This is a genomic window from Brevundimonas sp. (genome assembly GCF_024711105.1).
In the GTDB taxonomy this organism is placed as follows: Bacteria; Pseudomonadota; Alphaproteobacteria; order Caulobacterales; family Caulobacteraceae; genus Brevundimonas.
In genome coordinates this window covers 1-17,377 of the sequence record NZ_JANJTL010000021.1, presented here as the reverse complement: position 1 = coordinate 17,377, position 17,377 = coordinate 1, and the positions used below count along the sequence as shown (strand labels likewise).

At 70.0% G+C, this 17,377-nt stretch carries 15 protein-coding genes and 1 pseudogene; 6 read left to right on the top strand and 10 right to left on the bottom strand.

Features of this window, described 5'->3' with window-relative positions; all coding sequences use genetic code 11:
• Positions 1-4 precede the first annotated feature (4 nt).
• Entirely contained in the window at positions 5-910 is a 906-nt protein-coding gene (locus tag Q0M60_RS01445; RefSeq protein WP_296815006.1) for an SDR family NAD(P)-dependent oxidoreductase, read from the bottom strand.
• Positions 911-1,010: 100 nt separating this feature from the next.
• Here Q0M60_RS01445 and rfbC point away from each other — a divergent pair, with 100 nt between their 5' ends.
• The 5 genes from rfbC (at position 1,011) to pseG (ending at position 5,960) form a co-directional block, all read left to right on the top strand.
• Positions 1,011-1,577, top strand: coding sequence for a dTDP-4-dehydrorhamnose 3,5-epimerase (gene rfbC, locus Q0M60_RS01440; protein ID WP_296815003.1), 567 nt, complete (start codon positions 1,011-1,013; stop codon positions 1,575-1,577).
• Entirely contained in the window at positions 1,577-2,614 is a 1,038-nt protein-coding gene (gene rfbB / locus Q0M60_RS01435) for a dTDP-glucose 4,6-dehydratase (protein ID WP_296815000.1), read from the top strand. Before rfbC ends, rfbB begins: the two co-directional genes overlap by 1 nt.
• Complete coding sequence (rfbD, locus tag Q0M60_RS01430; protein ID WP_296814997.1) at positions 2,611-3,525, top strand: dTDP-4-dehydrorhamnose reductase; 915 nt, start codon at positions 2,611-2,613, stop codon at positions 3,523-3,525. The genes rfbB and rfbD overlap by 4 nt, the downstream gene beginning before the upstream one ends.
• A 97-nt stretch (positions 3,526-3,622) precedes the next feature.
• Complete coding sequence (locus Q0M60_RS01425) at positions 3,623-4,834, top strand: OmpA family protein (RefSeq protein ID WP_296814995.1); 1,212 nt, start codon at positions 3,623-3,625, stop codon at positions 4,832-4,834.
• A gap of 109 nt (positions 4,835-4,943) precedes the next feature.
• The gene (pseG, locus tag Q0M60_RS01420; protein ID WP_296814992.1) at positions 4,944-5,960 is read left to right on the top strand and encodes a UDP-2,4-diacetamido-2,4,6-trideoxy-beta-L-altropyranose hydrolase; all 1,017 of its coding nucleotides are present in this window, start codon (positions 4,944-4,946) and stop codon (positions 5,958-5,960) included.
• Here pseG and Q0M60_RS01415 read toward each other — a convergent pair.
• From Q0M60_RS01415 to pseB, 7 genes are read right to left on the bottom strand one after another with little or no spacing between them, the layout of a single operon-like run.
• Positions 5,944-6,486 carry a GNAT family N-acetyltransferase gene (locus tag Q0M60_RS01415; RefSeq protein WP_296814989.1) on the bottom strand — a complete coding sequence of 181 codons (543 nt, stop codon included), beginning with the start codon at positions 6,484-6,486 and terminating at the stop codon, positions 5,944-5,946. The genes pseG and Q0M60_RS01415 overlap by 17 nt on opposite strands.
• On the bottom strand, positions 6,483-7,166 hold the full coding sequence (locus Q0M60_RS01410) for a glycosyltransferase family protein (protein ID WP_296814986.1): 684 nt from the start codon (positions 7,164-7,166) through the stop codon (positions 6,483-6,485). Before Q0M60_RS01410 ends, Q0M60_RS01415 begins: the two co-directional genes overlap by 4 nt.
• Positions 7,166-8,494, bottom strand: a complete 1,329-nt coding sequence (locus Q0M60_RS01405) for an aminotransferase class III-fold pyridoxal phosphate-dependent enzyme (RefSeq protein ID WP_296814984.1) — start codon at positions 8,492-8,494, stop codon at positions 7,166-7,168. The genes Q0M60_RS01410 and Q0M60_RS01405 overlap by 1 nt, the downstream gene beginning before the upstream one ends.
• Positions 8,476-9,525 carry a pseudaminic acid synthase gene (gene pseI / locus Q0M60_RS01400; RefSeq protein WP_296814983.1) on the bottom strand — a complete coding sequence of 350 codons (1,050 nt, stop codon included), beginning with the start codon at positions 9,523-9,525 and terminating at the stop codon, positions 8,476-8,478. The genes Q0M60_RS01405 and pseI overlap by 19 nt, the downstream gene beginning before the upstream one ends.
• Positions 9,522-9,995, bottom strand: coding sequence for a GNAT family N-acetyltransferase (locus Q0M60_RS01395; RefSeq protein WP_296814980.1), 474 nt, complete (start codon positions 9,993-9,995; stop codon positions 9,522-9,524). Before Q0M60_RS01395 ends, pseI begins: the two co-directional genes overlap by 4 nt.
• Complete coding sequence (pseC, locus tag Q0M60_RS01390) at positions 9,992-11,197, bottom strand: UDP-4-amino-4,6-dideoxy-N-acetyl-beta-L-altrosamine transaminase (protein WP_296814978.1); 1,206 nt, start codon at positions 11,195-11,197, stop codon at positions 9,992-9,994. The genes Q0M60_RS01395 and pseC overlap by 4 nt, the downstream gene beginning before the upstream one ends.
• Positions 11,190-12,272, bottom strand: coding sequence for a UDP-N-acetylglucosamine 4,6-dehydratase (inverting) (gene pseB, locus Q0M60_RS01385; protein ID WP_296814975.1), 1,083 nt, complete (start codon positions 12,270-12,272; stop codon positions 11,190-11,192). Before pseB ends, pseC begins: the two co-directional genes overlap by 8 nt.
• 214 nt (positions 12,273-12,486) lie before the next feature.
• Between pseB and Q0M60_RS01380 the strand changes: the two genes are divergently transcribed.
• Entirely contained in the window at positions 12,487-13,791 is a 1,305-nt protein-coding gene (locus Q0M60_RS01380) for a UDP-glucose/GDP-mannose dehydrogenase family protein (protein WP_296814973.1), read from the top strand.
• A 6-nt stretch (positions 13,792-13,797) separates the two neighbouring features.
• Here the strand turns inward: Q0M60_RS01380 and gyrB are convergent, their stop codons facing one another.
• Together gyrB and Q0M60_RS01370 are read right to left on the bottom strand one after the other, a co-directional pair.
• Positions 13,798-16,245, bottom strand: coding sequence for a DNA topoisomerase (ATP-hydrolyzing) subunit B (gyrB, locus tag Q0M60_RS01375; protein WP_296814970.1), 2,448 nt, complete (start codon positions 16,243-16,245; stop codon positions 13,798-13,800).
• A 472-nt stretch (positions 16,246-16,717) separates the two neighbouring features.
• A pseudogene (locus Q0M60_RS01370) lies at positions 16,718-17,377 on the bottom strand (DNA replication and repair protein RecF); the annotation flags it as partial.

Genomic DNA, 17,377 nt, shown 5'->3' with positions numbered 1-17,377 from the left:
GGGTCTATCCCTTCGCCTTCATGGCCTTGGTCATTTCGGTCATGCCCTGGGCGGCGCCGCTCTCGGGCACGATGGAGTCGGTGCGGTCGGTGATCTCGTCCCAGCGGGCCGCGACCTGCTCGGGGGCGTCGTCGCCCACGGCGTAGATGCCCTGGGTCAGGGTCACGTGGGCCGCCTCGAAGCCGCCGGCGCCGGCGCAGAGGATGGCGCGGGTCGGCGCGGTCTCGCTGACCAGATGCAGCAGTCCGGGCGAGACGAACTCGGGCCGCAGCGCGTCGAGATCCAGCCGCGCGCCGAGATCCTCGGTCATGCGGGTGGCGGCGGTCGGGGCCAGGCAGTTCACCCGGATGTCGTTCTTGGCCCCCTCGATCGACAGGGTCTGCATCAGGCCGACCAGGCCCATCTTGGCCGCGCCGTAGTTCGACTGGCCGAAGTTGCCGTAGAGGCCCGAGGACGAGGTCGTCATCACGATGCGCCCGTAGTTCTGATTGCGCATCGTCTCCCACACCGCCTTGGTGCAGTTGACCGCACCCATCAGGTGGACCTCCAGCACGAAGCGGAAGTCGTCGAGCTCCATCTTGGCGAAGGTCTTGTCGCGCAGGACGCCAGCGTTGTTGACCAGGATGTCGACGCGGCCCCAGCGTTCCAGCGCGGCCTCGACCATGGCCTGGACCGAGGCGAAGTCGGTGACAGAGGCCGGATTGGCCATGGCCTCGCCGCCCATCGCCTCGATCTCGGCGACCACTTCCTCGGCCGGGGTCGCCGAGCCGCCGGTTCCGTCACGGGCGCCGCCGAAGTCGTTCACCACCACCTTGGCCCCGCGCCGGGCCAGCGCCAGGGCGTGCTGGCGGCCCAGGCCGCCGCCGGCGCCCGTCACTATGGCCACGCGGCCGTCGAAGCGGATGGTCATGGGCGAACTCCAGTCCTGAACGGGAAGCTCCGCATTAGTCGGCGGTCGCCACGTCAAGCAAGCGCTTCCGCAAACCGGGCGGGCGTGGTTTGAGGGGGCCATGCGAGTGCAGGACCTCGAGATTCCGGGCGTGAAGCTGGTCGGGCCGCCGCCGGTCTATCCGGATGCGCGCGGGTCGTTCTCCGAACACTGGAGCCGGCGGGCCTTCGAGGCCGCGGGGATCGCCAACGACTGGGTGCAGGACAATCTGGCCTGGTCGAAGGAGGCCGGGACGGTGCGCGGCCTGCATTTCCAGTCGCCGCCGTCCGCCCAGGCCAAGCTGGTTTCGGTGCTGCGCGGACGGGTGCTGGACGTGGTGGTCGACATCCGGCGCGGCTCGCCGACCTATGGCCGGCATGTGAAAGCCGAACTGTCGGCTGAGAACGGGCTGAAGATGCTGGCGCCGCGCGGCACGGCGCATGGGCTGGTGACGCTCGAGCCGGACACCCTGGTTCTCTACAAGGTCGACGGCTTCTTCGACGCCGAGCGGGACCTGGGCCTGCTGTGGAACGACCCGGACCTGGCCATCGACTGGCCGGAGATCGCCGGCGCGGCGGTTTCGGACAAGGATCGGGTCCAGCCGCGGCTGAAGGACCTGCCGGCCTATTTCGAATGGGACGCCGCCTGATGCGGGCGCTGGTCACGGGCGGCGCGGGCTTCATCGGCTCGGCGGTGGTGCGGGCGCTCCTGGCGCGTGGGGACCAGGTCACGGTGGTCGACGCCATGACCTATGCGGCCAATCCGATGACCCTGGCGGCGTTCGAGGGGCGCGACGGCTTCGACCTGATCGTCGGCGACATCTTCGATCCGGAGACGGTCGCGCGGGCCTTCGAGGCGGCGCGACCCGACGCGGTGCTGCACCTGGCGGCTGAGAGCCACGTGGATCGCTCCATCGACGGCCCGGCGGCCTTCGTGCGGACCAATGTGGTCGGGACACAGGTGATGCTGGACGCGGCCCTGACCTGGTGGAGGTCGCAGGGCGAGCCGGAGGGCTTCCGCTTCCTGCACGTCTCGACCGACGAGGTGTTCGGCGACTTGGGCCCCGACGGCGCCTTTTCGGAAGCCAGCCCCTATCGGCCGCGTTCGCCCTATGCGGCGTCGAAGGCGGGGGCGGACCACCTTGCGCGGGCCTGGCGGGAGACCTACGGCCTGCCCGTCATCCTGACCAACTGCTCGAACAACTTCGGGCCCTATCAGCATCCCGAGAAGCTGATCCCGCTGATGATCCTGAAGGGCGCGCGCGGCGAGCCGCTGCCAGTCTACGGCGACGGGCTGCAGGTGCGCGACTGGCTGCACGTGGACGATCACGCCGAGGGTCTGTTGCTGGCGCTGGAGCGGGGGAGGCCCGGCGCGACCTATCTGTTCGGGGCGCGGCAGGAGCGGACCAACCGGCAGGTGGTCGAGGCGATCTGCGCCCTGCTCGACCAGCGTCGCCCCGACGGCGCGCCCCACGCCTCTCTGATCACCCGGGTCGAGGATCGGCCGGGCCACGACCGGCGCTACGCCGTAGATCCGTCGCGGGCCGAAAGCGGGCTGGGCTGGCGGCCTCGGCATGATTTCGAAAGCGGGCTGGCCGAGACCGTCGACTGGTACCTCTCCAACCCGGCCTGGTGCGAGGCTTCGATCGCCGCGGGCGGCCTGGCTCGGAGAGGGACGGGCCGGTGACCCGTGTGCTGGTCCTGGGCCAGACTGGCCAACTGGCCCGCGGCCTGGCCCGGGCGACGGCGCCCGAGGGCTGGCGTCTCTCCTTTACCGGGCGGGACCGCGCGGACCTGCTCGATCCCGACAGTGTGACCGAGCTGATCCGTTCCGAGCGCCCCGACGTGGTGATCAACACGGCGGCCTATACGGCGGTCGACCGCGCCGAGGCCGAGCCGGACCTGGCCTTCGCTGTCAACGCCCGCGCGCCCGAAGCGATCGCGAAAGCCGCCCTCGGCTCAGGCAGCCTGCTGATCCACGTCTCGACGGACTACGTCTACGGCGGCGGGTCGGGTGGCCCCTACAGCGAGGCGGATCCCGTCGCGCCGGTTCAGGCCTACGGCCGCAGCAAGGCCGAGGGCGAGCGCCTGCTGCTCGCGGCCAATCCGCAGGCGCTAGTCGTGCGCACGGCCTGGTTGTTGTCGGAGATGTCCGGCTTCGTCCGGGCGATCCTCGAGCGGGCCCGGCGCGGTGAGGCGCTGCGGGTCGTCGATGATCAGATGGGCAACCCGACCCACGCCGATGATCTGGCCGCGGCGCTGCTGAAAATCGCGCAAATGCGCCTGGAAGGGCGGGGCGAACCCGGCATCCTGCACGTCGCGGGCCCCTTGTCGGCGACCTGGTGCGAGGTGGCCCGAGACCTCATCGCCGGACTGGAGCGGGAAAACGGGACGGACGAGGCGCTCCGGCCCATATCGAGTTCCGAATACGGCGCGACGGCGCCGCGGCCACGAGACTCTCGTCTCTCCGTCGCTCAGCTGAAATCCCGGTGGGGTATGGAACTCAGGCCCTGGACAGCCTGGGTCGCAGAAACGGCCAAGGTTGGCCAAAGCTCGGCCCCGATCAGTGTTGAAAAAGGGCAACAGTCTGGCGGCTGATCTCACGGAGGACGGAACCACGTCCCCAAGAGAACCGTTGGGCGGCTTGGGTAGCGGGGCCATTCCTTGGGTCGCGCGTCAAAAAGGGAAGATGGACATGAGAAGTCGGTTGCTGGCCGGAACGGCTGGCGTCGTGCTGCTTGGACTCGCGGGCCCCGCCATGGCGGATCCCGACGGCTGGTACGGCGCGCTCGATCTTGGATATCACTGGCAGGGTGACTTCGTTCTGGAGAGCGAAGGCCTCGCGCCCGACGGCGGTCCCTACGCCTTCGACTTCGCAACCGACCCGAGCTGGGCCGGTTTCGTGCGCCTGGGCTATCGCTTCAATCCGAACTGGCGCGTCGAGCTGGAAGGCGGATACCGCCCCGGCGACCTGGTCTCGGCCATCAATCCGGAACCCCAGACCCCGCCGACCAGCGTGGCGCTCTGCACCCCCGGCGTGACCCGTACGGCGTCTTCGCCCTGCGGCGGCCCCGAGGGTTCGGTCGATCAGTGGAGCCTGATGGGCAACCTGATCTGGGACATGGGCAGCGACGACTGGCGGCTGCGGCCGTTCGTCGGCGTCGGCGCGGGCTTCAACCGCGTTTCGGTCGACGCGCTGGGCCAGTTCTCGACCTCGCCGGCCGGCCCGACCCCGGCCAATCTGATGATCGACGACGAGGACACCGGCTTCGCCTGGCAGGTGCTGGGCGGCTTCGCCTGGGCCCTGTCCGACCGTCTGAACCTCGATCTGACGGCGCGGTACATGAAGACCTCGGACGTCACGTTCGAGTCGAACTCCAGCTCGTCGGCCCCGGGATGGGTTCCGGGCTCGTTCGAAGGCGACTTCGAGGACAGCTCGGTGTCGATCGGCCTGCGCTGGGCGTTCGGGGCGGACACCCCGCCTCCGCCGCCTCCGCCTCCGCCGCCGCCTCCCCCGCCGCCGCCTCCCCCGCCGCCTCCGCCGCCGCCGCCTCCCCCGCCTCCGCCGTGGCAGGCGCGTGAGTTCGTGGTGCTGTTCGACTGGGATCGCTACGACCTGACGCCTCAGGCCCAGGAAGTGGTTCGCCAGGCCGCGGCCCACGCCCGCGCCGGTGGCGCGACCCGCGTCCACATCGTGGGCCACGCCGATACTTCGGGCTCGGCCGCCTACAATGTGCGCCTGTCGCAGCGTCGCGCGGCCACAGTCCGTGACGCCCTAGTCGCCCAGGGTGTGACCGGCGGCGCCATCACCACCGAGGGCCGCGGCGAGACCGATCTCGCCCGTCCGACCCCGGATGGCGTGCGTGAGCCGCTGAACCGTCGCGCCACGATCAACATCAACCGCTAAAGGAGCGGTCGATCGAGATCAGGCCTGACGGTCTGAAACCAAGGCGAGGCCCCGCCGGAGCAATCCGGCGGGGCCTTTGCTTTGCGCGCGATGCGAGGCACACGAGGCCATGGCTCCGCGTATCCTGCTCCTCGCCGACGGCGGCCCCGCGATCGGGGGTGGGCATGTGATGCGGATGCTGACCCTGGCCGAGGCGCTGTGGGCGCAGGGGGCGGAGCCCGCGCTGGCGGTCCCGCGCTCGGCGGCAGGTGTGATCGAGGCCTTCGCGCCAAGGGGGCTGGAGGTACGGCTCCTGAACTCCACCGAGCCGGACGGCCTGACGGTCAAGCATACCACGGCGGCCGATGCGGTGGTCTTCGATCATTTCCGGCTCTCGGCGGAACATCACCGCGCGCTCACGGCTGGGCGGCCGTCAGCTGCGGTCGATGATCTCCCGGATCGGCCGATGGGCGTGGATCTGATCGCCGATCCGGGGCCGGACCGGACTGCGGCGGATTACGCGGGCCTGACAAGCGCGAGGCTGCTGCTGGGGCCGGACCATGCCCTGGTGCGGCCGGAGTTCGCGGCGCGCAGGCCGATGGCGCTCAACCTGCGGGAGCGGGCGCAGGGACCTGCGGGGCGCATCCTGGTGTCCATGGGCCTCACCGACGTGGGCGGGATCACCCGGCGGGTGGTCGAGGCGATCAGGCCAGTCTGCGGCGAGGCAACCCTGGAGGTGGTCGTCGGCCCCGAGGGGCCCAGCCTCGGCTGGCTGGAGACGCAGGCGGATGACCAGCTGCGGGTGCATGCTCCGGCGCACGACATGGCGAGCCTGTCGGCGACTGCGGACCTGGCGGTTGGGGCCGGAGGGTCGTCCTCATTCGAGCGCTGCGTGGTGGGCCTGCCGACCGTTCTGCTGGTCCTGGCCGACAACCAGCTCCCCAATGCGCGGGCGCTGGAGCGGCGCGGAGCGGCTCAGGTGATCGACGCCCGCGCAGGCGGCTTCGAGGCGGCGCTGGCGGACGTCGTGCAGACCCTGGCGGAGGACGCACGGATGCGGGGCCAGATGGCGCGCGCGGCGGCCGCAGTATGCGACGGTCGGGGCGCCGAGCGGGTCGCTCGGACGGTGCTCAGCCTGGCGGAATAGGATCGGTTGGCAGCAGACCGAACTCGATCACGTCGGTCCGCCCTGATTCGAAGGCCGCGTGTGCGCGCAGCACGCCCTCCCGCACGAAGCCCGCCTTTTCCAGCACGCGGATACTGGCGACATTGTCAGCATAGGCGCCGGCGGTGAGCTTCCCGACCCCATGGCGCTCGAAGGCTAGCCGGACGCCGAGGCGCACGGCCTCGGTCGCCAGGCCGCGACCGGCGACGTCGCGGGCGCCAATGAGATAGCTGACGGCCGCGCGGTCATGGCGGGCGTCCACCGGGCCGATCTTGAGATTGCCGATGTGCCGCTCGGGTTCCTTCAGGAAGATTCCGTACAGGTGCTCGGTCGCGCTCCCGGCCTTGTCCGCGACGAAGGCCTCGACGGCGGCGCGGTCGTGGGCGGTCCAGCGCGTCTCCAGGAAGCGGTTGGTCTCCGGGTCGTTCATCCAGCCGACGTAGGCGTCCGACACGTCGGCGACCGTCAGCTTGCGGAGGAACAGGCGTTCGCCGTCGATGCGGCTCATGCGGCGCGGCGCTCGAACGGCAGGGCGGCGACGGCTTCCTGCCCGAACGGTCCCTCCCCCAGCGTGGCGAAGACCGACTCGACGAAGGCGAAGTCCTCGGCCGTGTCGACCGTCCAGCGCAGGTCGGACAGGTTCCGGGTCTGGCGAAGCTGGGCGATGCGGTAGCGCTCCGGGCGGCGGTAGAGGAAGGGCGTGACGTGCTCGCGCTCGTAGGGGTCGTCGGCCTCGCGGGCGGCGTCGGCCAGGGCCTCGGCGCGCATGACCTCGACGTCGAGCCCGTCTGGATAGGAGCGCTCGATGGTGTTGGAGGTGTAGTCCGCGCCGGTCGCCAGATGCAGGCGCACGCAGGCGTCGATGACGCCCGGCTCAGCCAGCGGGCAGTCGGCCGTCAGCCGCACCACGTGCTGAACCCCGCCGCAAATCAGAGCCGCGCCCTGGAAGCGGCCAAGCACGTCGGACAGCGAGCCGCGGAAGACCTTCACGCCCAGACTTTCGCAATAGTCCGCCAGCGGATCGTCGGAGACGTCGAGGCTGGTGGCGACCAGCAGGCGGTCCAGGGTCTCGGCGCGCCTCAGGCGTTCGAGCTGCCGTCCGATCATCGGCTGGCCCAGGATCGGCTTCATCACCTTGCCCGGAAGGCGGGACGAACTCATGCGGGCCTGCAGGACGGCGAGGATCATCATCGCACCTTGAAGAGAGGCTTGAGCGGTTCGCAGCGGAGACGGGCGAGCACGTCGCCGTCGGACAAGGCCTCGGCCATCACGGCGAAGGTCGCGTCATAGGCGGCCAGCAGCGCCGCGACTTCGGCGCCGCCGTGGGCGTAGCTCATGTTGTGCGTGCCGTAGGCCAGCACGCCGCGCCCCAGGACCTCCTGCATGAACAGGGTCTTGAGCGTGAAGGCGTCGGCCGAGGGCTGATCCTTGATGGCGAGGAAGGACCAGGCGGGATGGCCCGACAGGGTGAACACCTCGCCCAGGCCGTGCCGGTCGATCAGGTCCTGCGCCCCATCCAGCACCTCGCGGCCCCGCTGAGCCAGGGTCTCGACCACCGGCTCGCGCTCCAGCTTGGCCAGGGCGGCGTCGGCGGCGGCGAGCGACAGGCATTCGCCGCCCATGGTGAAGGAGAAGAAGACCTCCTCCATCAGGGCCATCAGGTCGGCCCGGCCGCAGACGGCGGACAGGGGAAAGCCGTTGGCCAGCCCCTTGCCCAGCGTGCAGAGGTCGGGCGTGACGCCGAACTGCTCCTGGGCCCCTCCCCGCGCGTAGCGGAAGCCGGTGATGGTCTCGTCGAAGATCAGGACCGCGCCGGCGGCGTGGGCGAGCCGCTTCACCCCTTCGAGATAGCCGGGCGACGGCTCGCGGACGTTCATCGGCTCGAGGATGACCGCGGCGACCTGACCCTTCAACCCGTCGAGCAGGGCCTCCAGCGCCGGCAGGTCGTCATAGGGGAAGGCGTGGGTCAGTTCCCGCGTCGCCTGGGGCACGCCCAGGTTCCGGGCGGTCGAGCCGATGTACCAGTCCTGCCACCCATGATAGCCGCAGACCAGCACGTGATCCCGGCCCGTGGCGGCCCGCGCGATGCGGATGGCGCCGGAAGTGGCGTCCGAGCCGTTCTTGCCGAAACGGACCTTCTCGGCGCAGGACACCATGCGCACGATGCGCTCGGCCACCTGGGCCTCCAGGGCGTGCGAGAGCGAGAAGATCACCCCGTCCCTGAGCTGCCGCTCGACCGCGGCGTCGACATCCGGATCGCCGTAGCCGAGGGTGACGCTGCACAGCGCATTGACGAAGTCCGTGTACGGATTGCCGTCCACGTCCCACAGGGTCGCGCCCCGGGCGCGGCTGGCGAAGAAGGGCGCCGCGCCCCTCGGGAACTGGGTCAGGCTCTTGGAGAAGGTCTGGGCGCCCAGCGGGATGGTGCGCAGCGCGCGCTCCAGCATGGCCTCGGAGCGGGCGTAGCGGGGCTCGACCGCCATAAGGGCGTCGGCGGTCAGGCGATCATGTCCCACGACAGGGGTTCTCCCTTGGAGAGCGGACGGGCCGCCGCGCGGCCCAGGACCGCCGGCAGATGGACTGGGGCCAGGCCGAAGCCGGGGCGGATCGAGCGGACATTGCCGGGCGTCAGGGCCGCGCCCTGCGGCACGTCGTTCGCCACATACAGCGAGCGGCGGAACTGGGCGTTGGCGGCCTCGGCCGGCTTGCGTTCGTAGGAGGCGCGGCCGAGCGCGGCCCAGGCGTCCTTGCAGTCGCGCACGAGCGCGGCGAACTCGGCCGGTTCCAGCGAGAAGCCGGCGTCCGGCCCGCCGTCGGCGCGGGCCAGAGTGAAGTGCTTTTCGATCACCGCCCCGCCGAGCGCGATGGAGGCGACCGAGGCGGCTGAGCCGAGCGTGTGATCCGACAGGCCCGAGACGCAGCCGAAGGCCTCGGCCAGATGCGGCACGGTGCGGACATTGGCCTGGTCGACCGGGGCCGGATAGGCGCTGATGCAGTGGAGTAGGACGAGCTGGCCGCAGCCGTTGGCCCGCGCCGTCTCGGCGGCCTCGCCGATCTCCTCGAAGGAGGCCAGGCCGGTGGAGATGATCAGCGGCTTGCCGGTGCGGGCCGCCGCCGCGATCAGGCCGTGATCGGTCGCCTCGAAGGAGGCGATCTTGTAGGCGGGCGCGCCCAGGCCCTCGAGCAGGTCGATGGCCGTCTCGTCGAAGGGCGTCGAGAAGACCGTCACGCCGCGCGCCCGCGCGCGGTCGAACAGGGCGGCGTGCCAGGCGTAGGGGGTGTGAGCCTCGGCGTAGAGGTCGTGCAGCGTCCGGCCGTCCCAGGGCCCGCCCTCGATGCGGAAGCCCGGCCCGTCGCAGTCCAGCGTCAGGGTGTCGGGCGTGTAGGTCTGCAGCTTGATCGCGTCGCAGCCCGTGTCGGCGGCCGCGTCGACGAGCGCCAGCGCCCGGTCCAGGGAGCCGTTGTGGTTGCCGGAGATCTCGCAGATCACATACGGGCTGTGATCCGGGCCGATGCGGCGGCCGTCGATGATGACCTCGCGGCTCATGCCGCCGCCCCGGAGCGGGCGTCGAGCCGGAAGTGAACAACGCCGTCTTCCTCGCGAACCTGACGGAAGCCGGCCGAGGCGAACAAGCTTCGGGAACGGCGGTTCTCGCTCATCACCTGGGCGATAACGGTCTGGCCTTCACGGTGCGCCAGCCCGGCGCGGAGCAGCTTGCCCGCCCAGCCGCGGCCCCGGAACTCGGGCGCTACGGTGATGCCGACCTCGTGGGTCCCGTCGGCCAGTTCGTCGAAGCGCACGACGCCGATGGGTTGATCCGTGCGGACCGCTTCCCCGACGAAGATGACGCGGTCGTGGGCTCCCAGCCAGCGCTCCAGCCACGCCAGGTGGTCCTCCCAGACGAGCGGGCCCTGGTTGTGCGACCAGAAGCGGGTTTCGGGGTCGTCGCGCCAGTCGAACAGGCGCTTGGCGTCCTCCATGGTGGCCGGACGCAGGCGCAGGGTCTCGACCGTCATGGCCGGGCCCCGAGCACCGCCTTGAGCGCCTCGACGACGCGGGCCGGATCATCGTCGGCCATGGCGGGGAAGAGCGGCAGGCTGAGCGTGCGGGCGTAGAAGGCGTCCGCGCCCGGCAGGGCCAGTTCGCCGTTGCGGGCGCGCCAGTAAGGCTGGCGATGCACGGGGATGTAGTGGACCTGGGTGCCGACGCCTCGCGCCTTCAGGCCTGCCATCACCTCACGGCGCGACAGGCCAGCGGCCTCGAAGTCGATCCGCACCTGCATCAGGTGCCAGGCGGGCCGGCCCGCATAGGGCGCGACCGTGACCAGGGGCGCGAGCGGGGCGAGGGCTTCGCGATACAGCGCGACCAGGGCCGCCCGGCGGGCCACGAAGGCGTCGAGCCGCGACAGCTGGCTGAGGCCGAGCGCGCACTGCACGTCCGACAGCCGGTAGTTGAAGCCGAGGTCGTGCTGCTCGTGCCACCAGGGGTTGGCCTCGCCACCGTCGAAGGCGTCGTCGTCGAGCAGGAAGTCGCCGGCCTCGCGCGTGATGCCTTGCGTGCGGAGGCGGCGCATGCGCTCGGCCAGGGCGCGGTCGTTGGTGGTGACCATCCCGCCCTCGCAGGTGGTCAGGGTCTTGACCGGGTGGAAGGAGAAGCAGGCCATCAGCGAGCGGGCGCAGTCGCCGGTGACGCCTTCGGGCGCGACGGTGCCGGCGGCGTGGCAGGCGTCCTCGATGACGGCGGCGCCGACCCGCTCGGCCAGTCTGGAGATGTTGGCGAGGTCACACGGGGCGCCGGCCAGGTGAACCGGGGCGACAATGCGGACGCGGCGGCCATCGACGCGGCGCAGCGCCTCGGCCAGGGTCTCGGGCGTCATCAGGCCGGAGACGGGGTCGACATCGGAGAAGACGATCTGAGCGCCCTCGTAGGCGGCCGAGGAGGCGGTGGCCACGAAGGTGACGGCCGGGACCACCACGGCGTCGCCGGGCTGAAGCCCCGCGGCCTTGTAGGCGAGATGGAGCGCGTGGGAGCCGTTGCCGCAGGCCACGGCCTCGGCGGCGCCGACCTTTTCGGCGAAGGCGCGCTCGAAGCGGTCGACCAGCGGTCCGGTGGTCAGGAAGTCGCCGCGGAGCGCGTCGGCCACGGCCCTGAGGTCGGCCTCGTCGATCGACTGGCGGCCGTAGGGCAGGAACGGCGGCGCGCCTGTCCCGTCAGGCATGGGCCCGTTCCAGCAGCGCCATCAGGCCCCGCGCGTCCAGCCGGTCTGCGGTGTCGGACGCATAGGCGAAGCCCTCGGCCACGCGGCGGCCGTCGCCTGTGTCGGCGAAGCTCTCGCGCGGATATTCGACAAAGTCCGGCTCGATGGCGTAGCGGTCGCCGAGGTCCACCGTCTGGCGGGCGTCGTCGGGCGAGATCATCATCTCGTGCAGCTTTTCACCCGGCCGGATGCCGACCACCTTCACGCCCCGCTCGGGCGCCATGACCTGGGCCAGCTGGGTGATGGTGGTGGCCGGGATCTTCGGCACGAAGACCTCGCCGCCGCGCATCAGCTCCATGGACGACAGGACGAAGTTCACACCCTGCTCCAGCGTGATCCAGAAGCGGGTCATGCGTTCGTCCGTGATCGGCAGTTCGCTGACCCCCTGGTCGAGCAGGCGCTGGAACAGAGGGGCGACCGAGCCGCGCGAGCCCATGACGTTGCCGTAGCGGACCACCGAGAAGCGCGTGCCGATGTCGCCGGCCAGGTTGTTGGCGGCCACGAAGGTCTTGTCCGAAGCCAGCTTGGTCGCACCATAGAGGTTGATCGGCGAGCAGGCCTTGTCGGTCGAAAGCGCGATGACCTTCTCGACGTGATTGTGCAGGCAGGCCCAGACCACGTTCTCGGCGCCCATGACATTGGTCTGGATGCACTCGGACGGATTGTATTCGGCGGCCGGCACCTGTTTCAGCGCCGCGGCGTGGACGACCACGTCGACGCCGCGGAAGGCCAGCTCCATGCGAGCCCGGTCGCGCACGTCGCCCAGGAAAAAGCGCATCCGGTCGAGCGTGGGCTTGGGGAAGAGCTCGGCCAGCTCCTGGCGCATCTCGTACTGCTTGAGCTCGTCGCGCGAGAAGACGATCAGCTTGCGCGGCGCCTGGGTGGCCAGAACCTCCTTGACGAAGCGTCGACCGAAGGAGCCCGTGCCGCCCGTGACCAGCACAACCTTGCCGTCGAGCAGTCGCGTCCTGGGTGCGAAATCGCGGCCGGGACCCTGTTCCGGAAGCGGCTCCCACTTCTGGGCGGCGTCGTACATGCAAGGACCCCCTTTTGGCCCGAACAGGGTTAACGCCGCCCCCGTTTAGCGAGCGTTAACGATGATCCGTCCGGGCCCTCCCCGACTCCCGACAAGCCTGCGGCTGAACCCCCTTCCCAAGCGTGACCGTGAAGGGTTACCGCCCGGCTGGCGTTTCGACCCCCGCCGGGCTATTTGGCCGCCCTATTTTCTGAATGACCTGAAGGCCTGACCCATGCGCGTCGCCATGATCGGAACCGGATACGTCGGCCTGGTGTCCGGCGCCTGCTTCGCCGACTTCGGCCACGTCGTGACCTGCATCGACAAGGACGCCTCCAAGATCGAGCGGCTGGAGCGCGGCGAGATGCCGATCTACGAGCCGGGTCTGGATGATCTGGTCGCCACGAATGTCCGCGACGGCCGGCTGTTCTTCGCGGTGGACGGAGCCCAGGCCATCCGGGAAGCCGACGCGGTCTTCATCGCGGTCGGCACGCCTTCACGCCGCGGCGACGGCCATGCGGACCTGTCCTACGTCTACGCGGCGGCCGAGGAGATCGCGGGACTGATCGACGGCTTCACGGTGATCGTCACCAAGTCGACCGTGCCGGTCGGCACCGGCGACGAGGTCGAGGCCATCATCCGGCGCGTACGCCCGGACGCCGACTTCGCGGTCGTCTCCAACCCCGAGTTCCTGCGCGAGGGCGCGGCCATCAACGACTTCAAGCGGCCCGACCGCGTGGTGGTCGGCATCGAGGATGAGCGCGCCCGCGAACCGATGAGCGAACTCTACCGTCCGCTGAATCTGAACGAGACACCGATCCTGTTCACGGGCCGGCGGACCTCGGAGCTGATCAAGTATGCGGCCAACGCCTTCCTGGCGATGAAGATCACCTTCATCAACGAGATGGCCGACCTGTGCGAACTGGTCGGAGCTGACGTCCAGCAGGTGGCTCGCGGCATCGGGCTGGACAACCGGATCGGCTCCAAGTTCCTGCACGCAGGCCCCGGCTATGGCGGCAGCTGCTTCCCAAAAGACACCCTTGCGGTCGTCCATACGGCCAAGGACGCCGGCGCGCCGTTACGCCTGATCGAGACTACCGTCGAGATCAACGACGCCCGCAAGAAGGCCATGGCCGGCCGCGTCATCGAGGCGCTGGGCGGAAGCGCCCGGGGCAAGACGGTCGCCATGCTGGGCCTGACCTTCAAGCCGAACACCGACGACATGCGCGACGCGCCCTCGCTGGACATCGCCCCGGCCCTGATCGCGGCGGGGGCGACAGTGCGCGCCTTCGACCCCGAAGGAATGCATGAGGCCGAAAAGCTCCTGCCCGAGGTGATCATGACCGACGGTCCCTATGAGGCGGTCGAGGGCGCCGACGTGATCGTCATCGTCACCGAGTGGGACCAGTTCCGCGCGCTGGATCTGAAACGCGTGAAGAAACTGGCGAAGGCCCCCGTCCTAGTCGACCTGCGCAACGTCTATCGCCCCGACGACATGCGGGCCGCCGGCTTCACCTACACCTCGATCGGACGGGCGTAGCTCCCGTCAGGTGTCGATCTCGGCGTCCAGGGCGTTTTCCTGGATGAACTCGCGCCTCGGTTCGACGACGTCGCCCATCAGCTTGGCGAAGAGGTCGTCGGCGTCGTCGGCGTGCTCGACTTTGACCTTCAGGAGGGTGCGGGCGTTGTCGTCGAGCGTGGTCTCCCAAAGCTGCTCGGCGTTCATCTCGCCCAAGCCCTTGTAGCGCTGGATCGACAGGCCCTTCTTGCCGGCGTCCAGCACCGCCTGGACGAGGTCCAGCGGGCCGCGGATGACTGAGCTCTTCTCCTTGCGGCGGAAGACCGACGGGGCCGAGAACGACTCGGCCATGGCGGCGGAGCGCTCGCCCAGTCGGCGCGCGTCCATGGAGCGGACCAGGGCCTCCTCGAGCACGATGCGTTCGGAGACGGCGCGGCGCACGCGGCTGAAGACGAAGGCGCCGGCCTCGCCGGGTTCACCCGTCCAGGCGCCGTCGCCCTCCTCGTTGTAGAGGTCGAAGCGGTTGGCTGCGCGCATGGGGTCGCCGCCCTCGGCGAACAGGCCGGCAAGCGCCGCCTGCTCGACCGCGAAGGCCGGGGCGCGCAGCGACAGCCGGTCGATCAGAGCCTTGGCCGCGCGGGCCTCGTCGACCAGCCGGCGCAGGTCCTGGCCGGTCAGGCGCTCGCCGGACGGCAGGTCGAGCTCGGCGCCCTCCACCCCCTCGTCGACGAGGAAGGCGTTCATCTCCGCATCGTCCTTCAGATAGCGGAAAGCCTTGCCCTTGCCTGCGCGATAAAGCGGCGGCTGGGCGATGTAGAGGTGGCCGCGCTCGATCAGCTCAGGCATCTGCCGGTAGAAGAAGGTGAGCAGCAGGGTCCGGATGTGGGCGCCGTCGACGTCGGCGTCCGTCATGATGATGATCTTGTGGTAGCGCAGCTTGTTGATGTCGAACTCGTCGCGGCCGATGCCGGCGCCGAGCGCCATGATCAGGGTCCCGATCTGGTCTGACGACAGCATCTTGTCGAAGCGGGCGCGCTCGACGTTCAGCACCTTGCCGCGCAGCGGCAGGACCGCCTGGTTCTCGCGGTTGCGGCCCTGCTTGGCCGAGCCGCCGGCCGAGTCACCCTCGACGATGAACAGCTCGGACTTGGCCGGGTCGCGTTCCTGGCAGTCAGCCAGCTTGCCGGGCAGGGACGAGATATCAAGCGCCGACTTGCGCCGGGTCAGTTCGCGCGCCTTGCGGGCGGCCTCGCGGGCGGCTGCGGCCTCGACGATCTTGCCAACGATCGCCTTCGCTTCAGCTGGGTGCTCCTCGAACCACTGGGACAGGCCCTCGGCGCACAGGCTTTCCACGGCCGGGCGCACTTCCGACGAGACCAGCTTGTCCTTGGTCTGGGAGCTGAACTTCGGGTCCGGCACCTTGACCGACAGCACGCAGGTCAGGCCCTCGCGGGCGTCCTCACCGGTGACGGAGACCTTCTCCTTTTTGGCGGCGCCGGCCTGCTCGATATAGCCCCCCATGACCCGCGTCAGGGCCGCGCGGAAGGCCGACAGGTGCGTGCCTCCATCCCGCTGGGGGATGTTGTTGGTGAAGCACAGCATGGTCTCGTGGTAGCTGTCGTTCCACCACATGGCGAGGTCGAGCTCGACGCCCTCCTTCTTGCCGCGCACGGTGATGACGTCCTTGAGCAGGGGCTGCTTGGACTTGTCGAGGTGGCGCACGAAGGCCTCCACCCCGCCGTCGTAGTGCAGGATCTCCTCGAATGGCTCGGCGCCGCGGTTGTCCGCCAGGCGGATGGTCACGCCGGAGTTGAGGAAGGCCAGCTCGCGCAGGCGGTGCTCGAGCGTCTTCAGGTCGAAGTCGATGTGCGAGAAGGTGGTCACTGACGGATAGAAGGTGACCTCGGTGCCGGTCAGCGGCTGGCCGGCCTTGTCGCCCTTGTCGCGGATCGGGGCCTCGCCGGTGACTTCCAGCGACTTGAACGTGTCGCCGCGTTCGAAGCGCATCTGGTGGCGCTTGCCGTTGCGGTAGATGGTCAGCTCCAGCCAGTCGGACAGGGCGTTGACGACCGAGACGCCCACGCCGTGCAGGCCGCCGGAGACCTTGTAGGAGTTCTGGTCGAACTTACCGCCGGCGTGCAGCTGGGTCATGATGACTTCAGCCGCCGAGACGCCTTCGCCCTCGTGGATGTCGGTGGGGATGCCGCGCCCGTTGTCGGTGACGGTGACTGATCCGTCCGCGTTCAGAATGACCTGGACCAGGTCGGCATGGCCGGCCAGAGCCTCGTCGATGGCGTTGTCCACCACCTCATAGACCATGTGGTGCAGGCCCGAGCCGTCGTCGGTGTCGCCGATGTACATGCCGGGGCGCTTGCGCACCGCGTCCAGGCCCTTGAGAACCTTGATGGATTCCGCGCCGTAGGCGGCCTCTTCGGCCGTGTCTTCATTGCGCGGCGTATTGTTCTGGTCGGTCATTCGATCTGTCGGAGAGGCCCGGGAGACGGGCTGAAAAATCCGCGGCGAATCCGCGCCGCGAGAGGTGTCCAGATATAGGGATTCAGGCGGGGAAAAGCGAGGAAAAGACGCCCTGTTCAGGCGAGGATCAGAGGGGCGGATGTTGGCACTGCGACCGCCGAAATTTGTGTGCCGCAGTGCCACTTCGTGCAGCTGCGCCCGGGTTGGTGCTCCCTCCTCATCTGTCCTCGTGATCGCTGTCCCAGGAACGCTCGGCGATCACTGTAAGACCACGCCACAGGACGGGGGCCTAGAGGCGTCGTTTGAACGGATACCGCTCTGAATTCAGGCGACTGCTGAGCTTCGATGCGGGCGTTCAAACCTGTCCGTCACCCCGGACACGCGTGGCGTGATCCGGGGCCCAAGCTCGGCGGCGCCGTCTGCGTTTAGCCCCCGGCTCTTCGCGCTCCGCGCTGCGGCCGGGGTGACGGGCTTATTCGATCTCGAATCCCCCACCGCTCACGCGGATGAACCGCGCCCGGCCCTCCAGGGCGGCGAACAGGCCGCGCTCGGTGCCGGTCATCAGGGCCTGGAGGCCGAGCGCCTCGATCTCGTCGAACAGGGCCGCGCGGCGGACGTCGTCGAGGTGGGCCGGCGCCTCGTCGAGCAGGAGCAGCGGCCGAGGCGTGGTGTCGGCCAGGCGCCAGAGCTGGGCGAGGATCAGGTTCAGCACCAGCGCCTTCTGCTCTCCGGACGAGCCCTCGGCGGCGGCGCGGCCCTTCTCTCGGTGGATGGCGGTCAGGTCCGAGCGGTGCGGGCCGAACAGGGACCGGCCGGCGGCCGCGTCGCGGGCGCGGGCGCGGCGGAAGCCCTCGGTCAGGAAGGCGGCGATCTCGTCGGGCGCCGCCCCGCGCGCGGCCAGGGCTTCGGTCTCGCCTTCGAGGCCGAGGTCGGCCTGGGGGAAGGGCCGGTCGCCGCGCGCGTCGACGCCGGCCTGCAGCTCGGCCAGGGCCTCGGCGCGGGCGATGGCCGCGGCGGTCCCGGCCTCGGCCAGCCGGGCCTCCAGCGCGTCCAACCAGACGGCGTCGGGCTCCCGCCCCTGCTCGGCGGCGTCGGTCAGCAGGCGCAGGCGCTCCTTCAGCGCCTTCTCATA

Coding starts and splice junctions, on each gene's coding strand:
- Q0M60_RS01395 (WP_296814980.1), bottom strand. CDS start 9,995: ATGACGGTCGAGACCCTGCGCCTGCGTCCGGCCACCATGGAGGACGCC.
- Q0M60_RS01415 (WP_296814989.1), bottom strand. CDS start 6,486: ATGAGCCGCATCGACGGCGAACGCCTGTTCCTCCGCAAGCTGACGGTC.
- Q0M60_RS01410 (WP_296814986.1), bottom strand. CDS start 7,166: ATGATCCTCGCCGTCCTGCAGGCCCGCATGAGTTCGTCCCGCCTTCCG.
- pseG (WP_296814992.1), top strand. CDS start 4,944: ATGGCTCCGCGTATCCTGCTCCTCGCCGACGGCGGCCCCGCGATCGGG.
- Q0M60_RS01445 (WP_296815006.1), bottom strand. CDS start 910: ATGACCATCCGCTTCGACGGCCGCGTGGCCATAGTGACGGGCGCCGGC.
- Q0M60_RS01425 (WP_296814995.1), top strand. CDS start 3,623: ATGAGAAGTCGGTTGCTGGCCGGAACGGCTGGCGTCGTGCTGCTTGGA.
- rfbC (WP_296815003.1), top strand. CDS start 1,011: ATGCGAGTGCAGGACCTCGAGATTCCGGGCGTGAAGCTGGTCGGGCCG.
- pseC (WP_296814978.1), bottom strand. CDS start 11,197: ATGCCTGACGGGACAGGCGCGCCGCCGTTCCTGCCCTACGGCCGCCAG.
- pseB (WP_296814975.1), bottom strand. CDS start 12,272: ATGTACGACGCCGCCCAGAAGTGGGAGCCGCTTCCGGAACAGGGTCCC.
- gyrB (WP_296814970.1), bottom strand. CDS start 16,245: ATGACCGACCAGAACAATACGCCGCGCAATGAAGACACGGCCGAAGAG.
- pseI (WP_296814983.1), bottom strand. CDS start 9,525: ATGAGCCGCGAGGTCATCATCGACGGCCGCCGCATCGGCCCGGATCAC.
- Q0M60_RS01380 (WP_296814973.1), top strand. CDS start 12,487: ATGCGCGTCGCCATGATCGGAACCGGATACGTCGGCCTGGTGTCCGGC.
- rfbB (WP_296815000.1), top strand. CDS start 1,577: ATGCGGGCGCTGGTCACGGGCGGCGCGGGCTTCATCGGCTCGGCGGTG.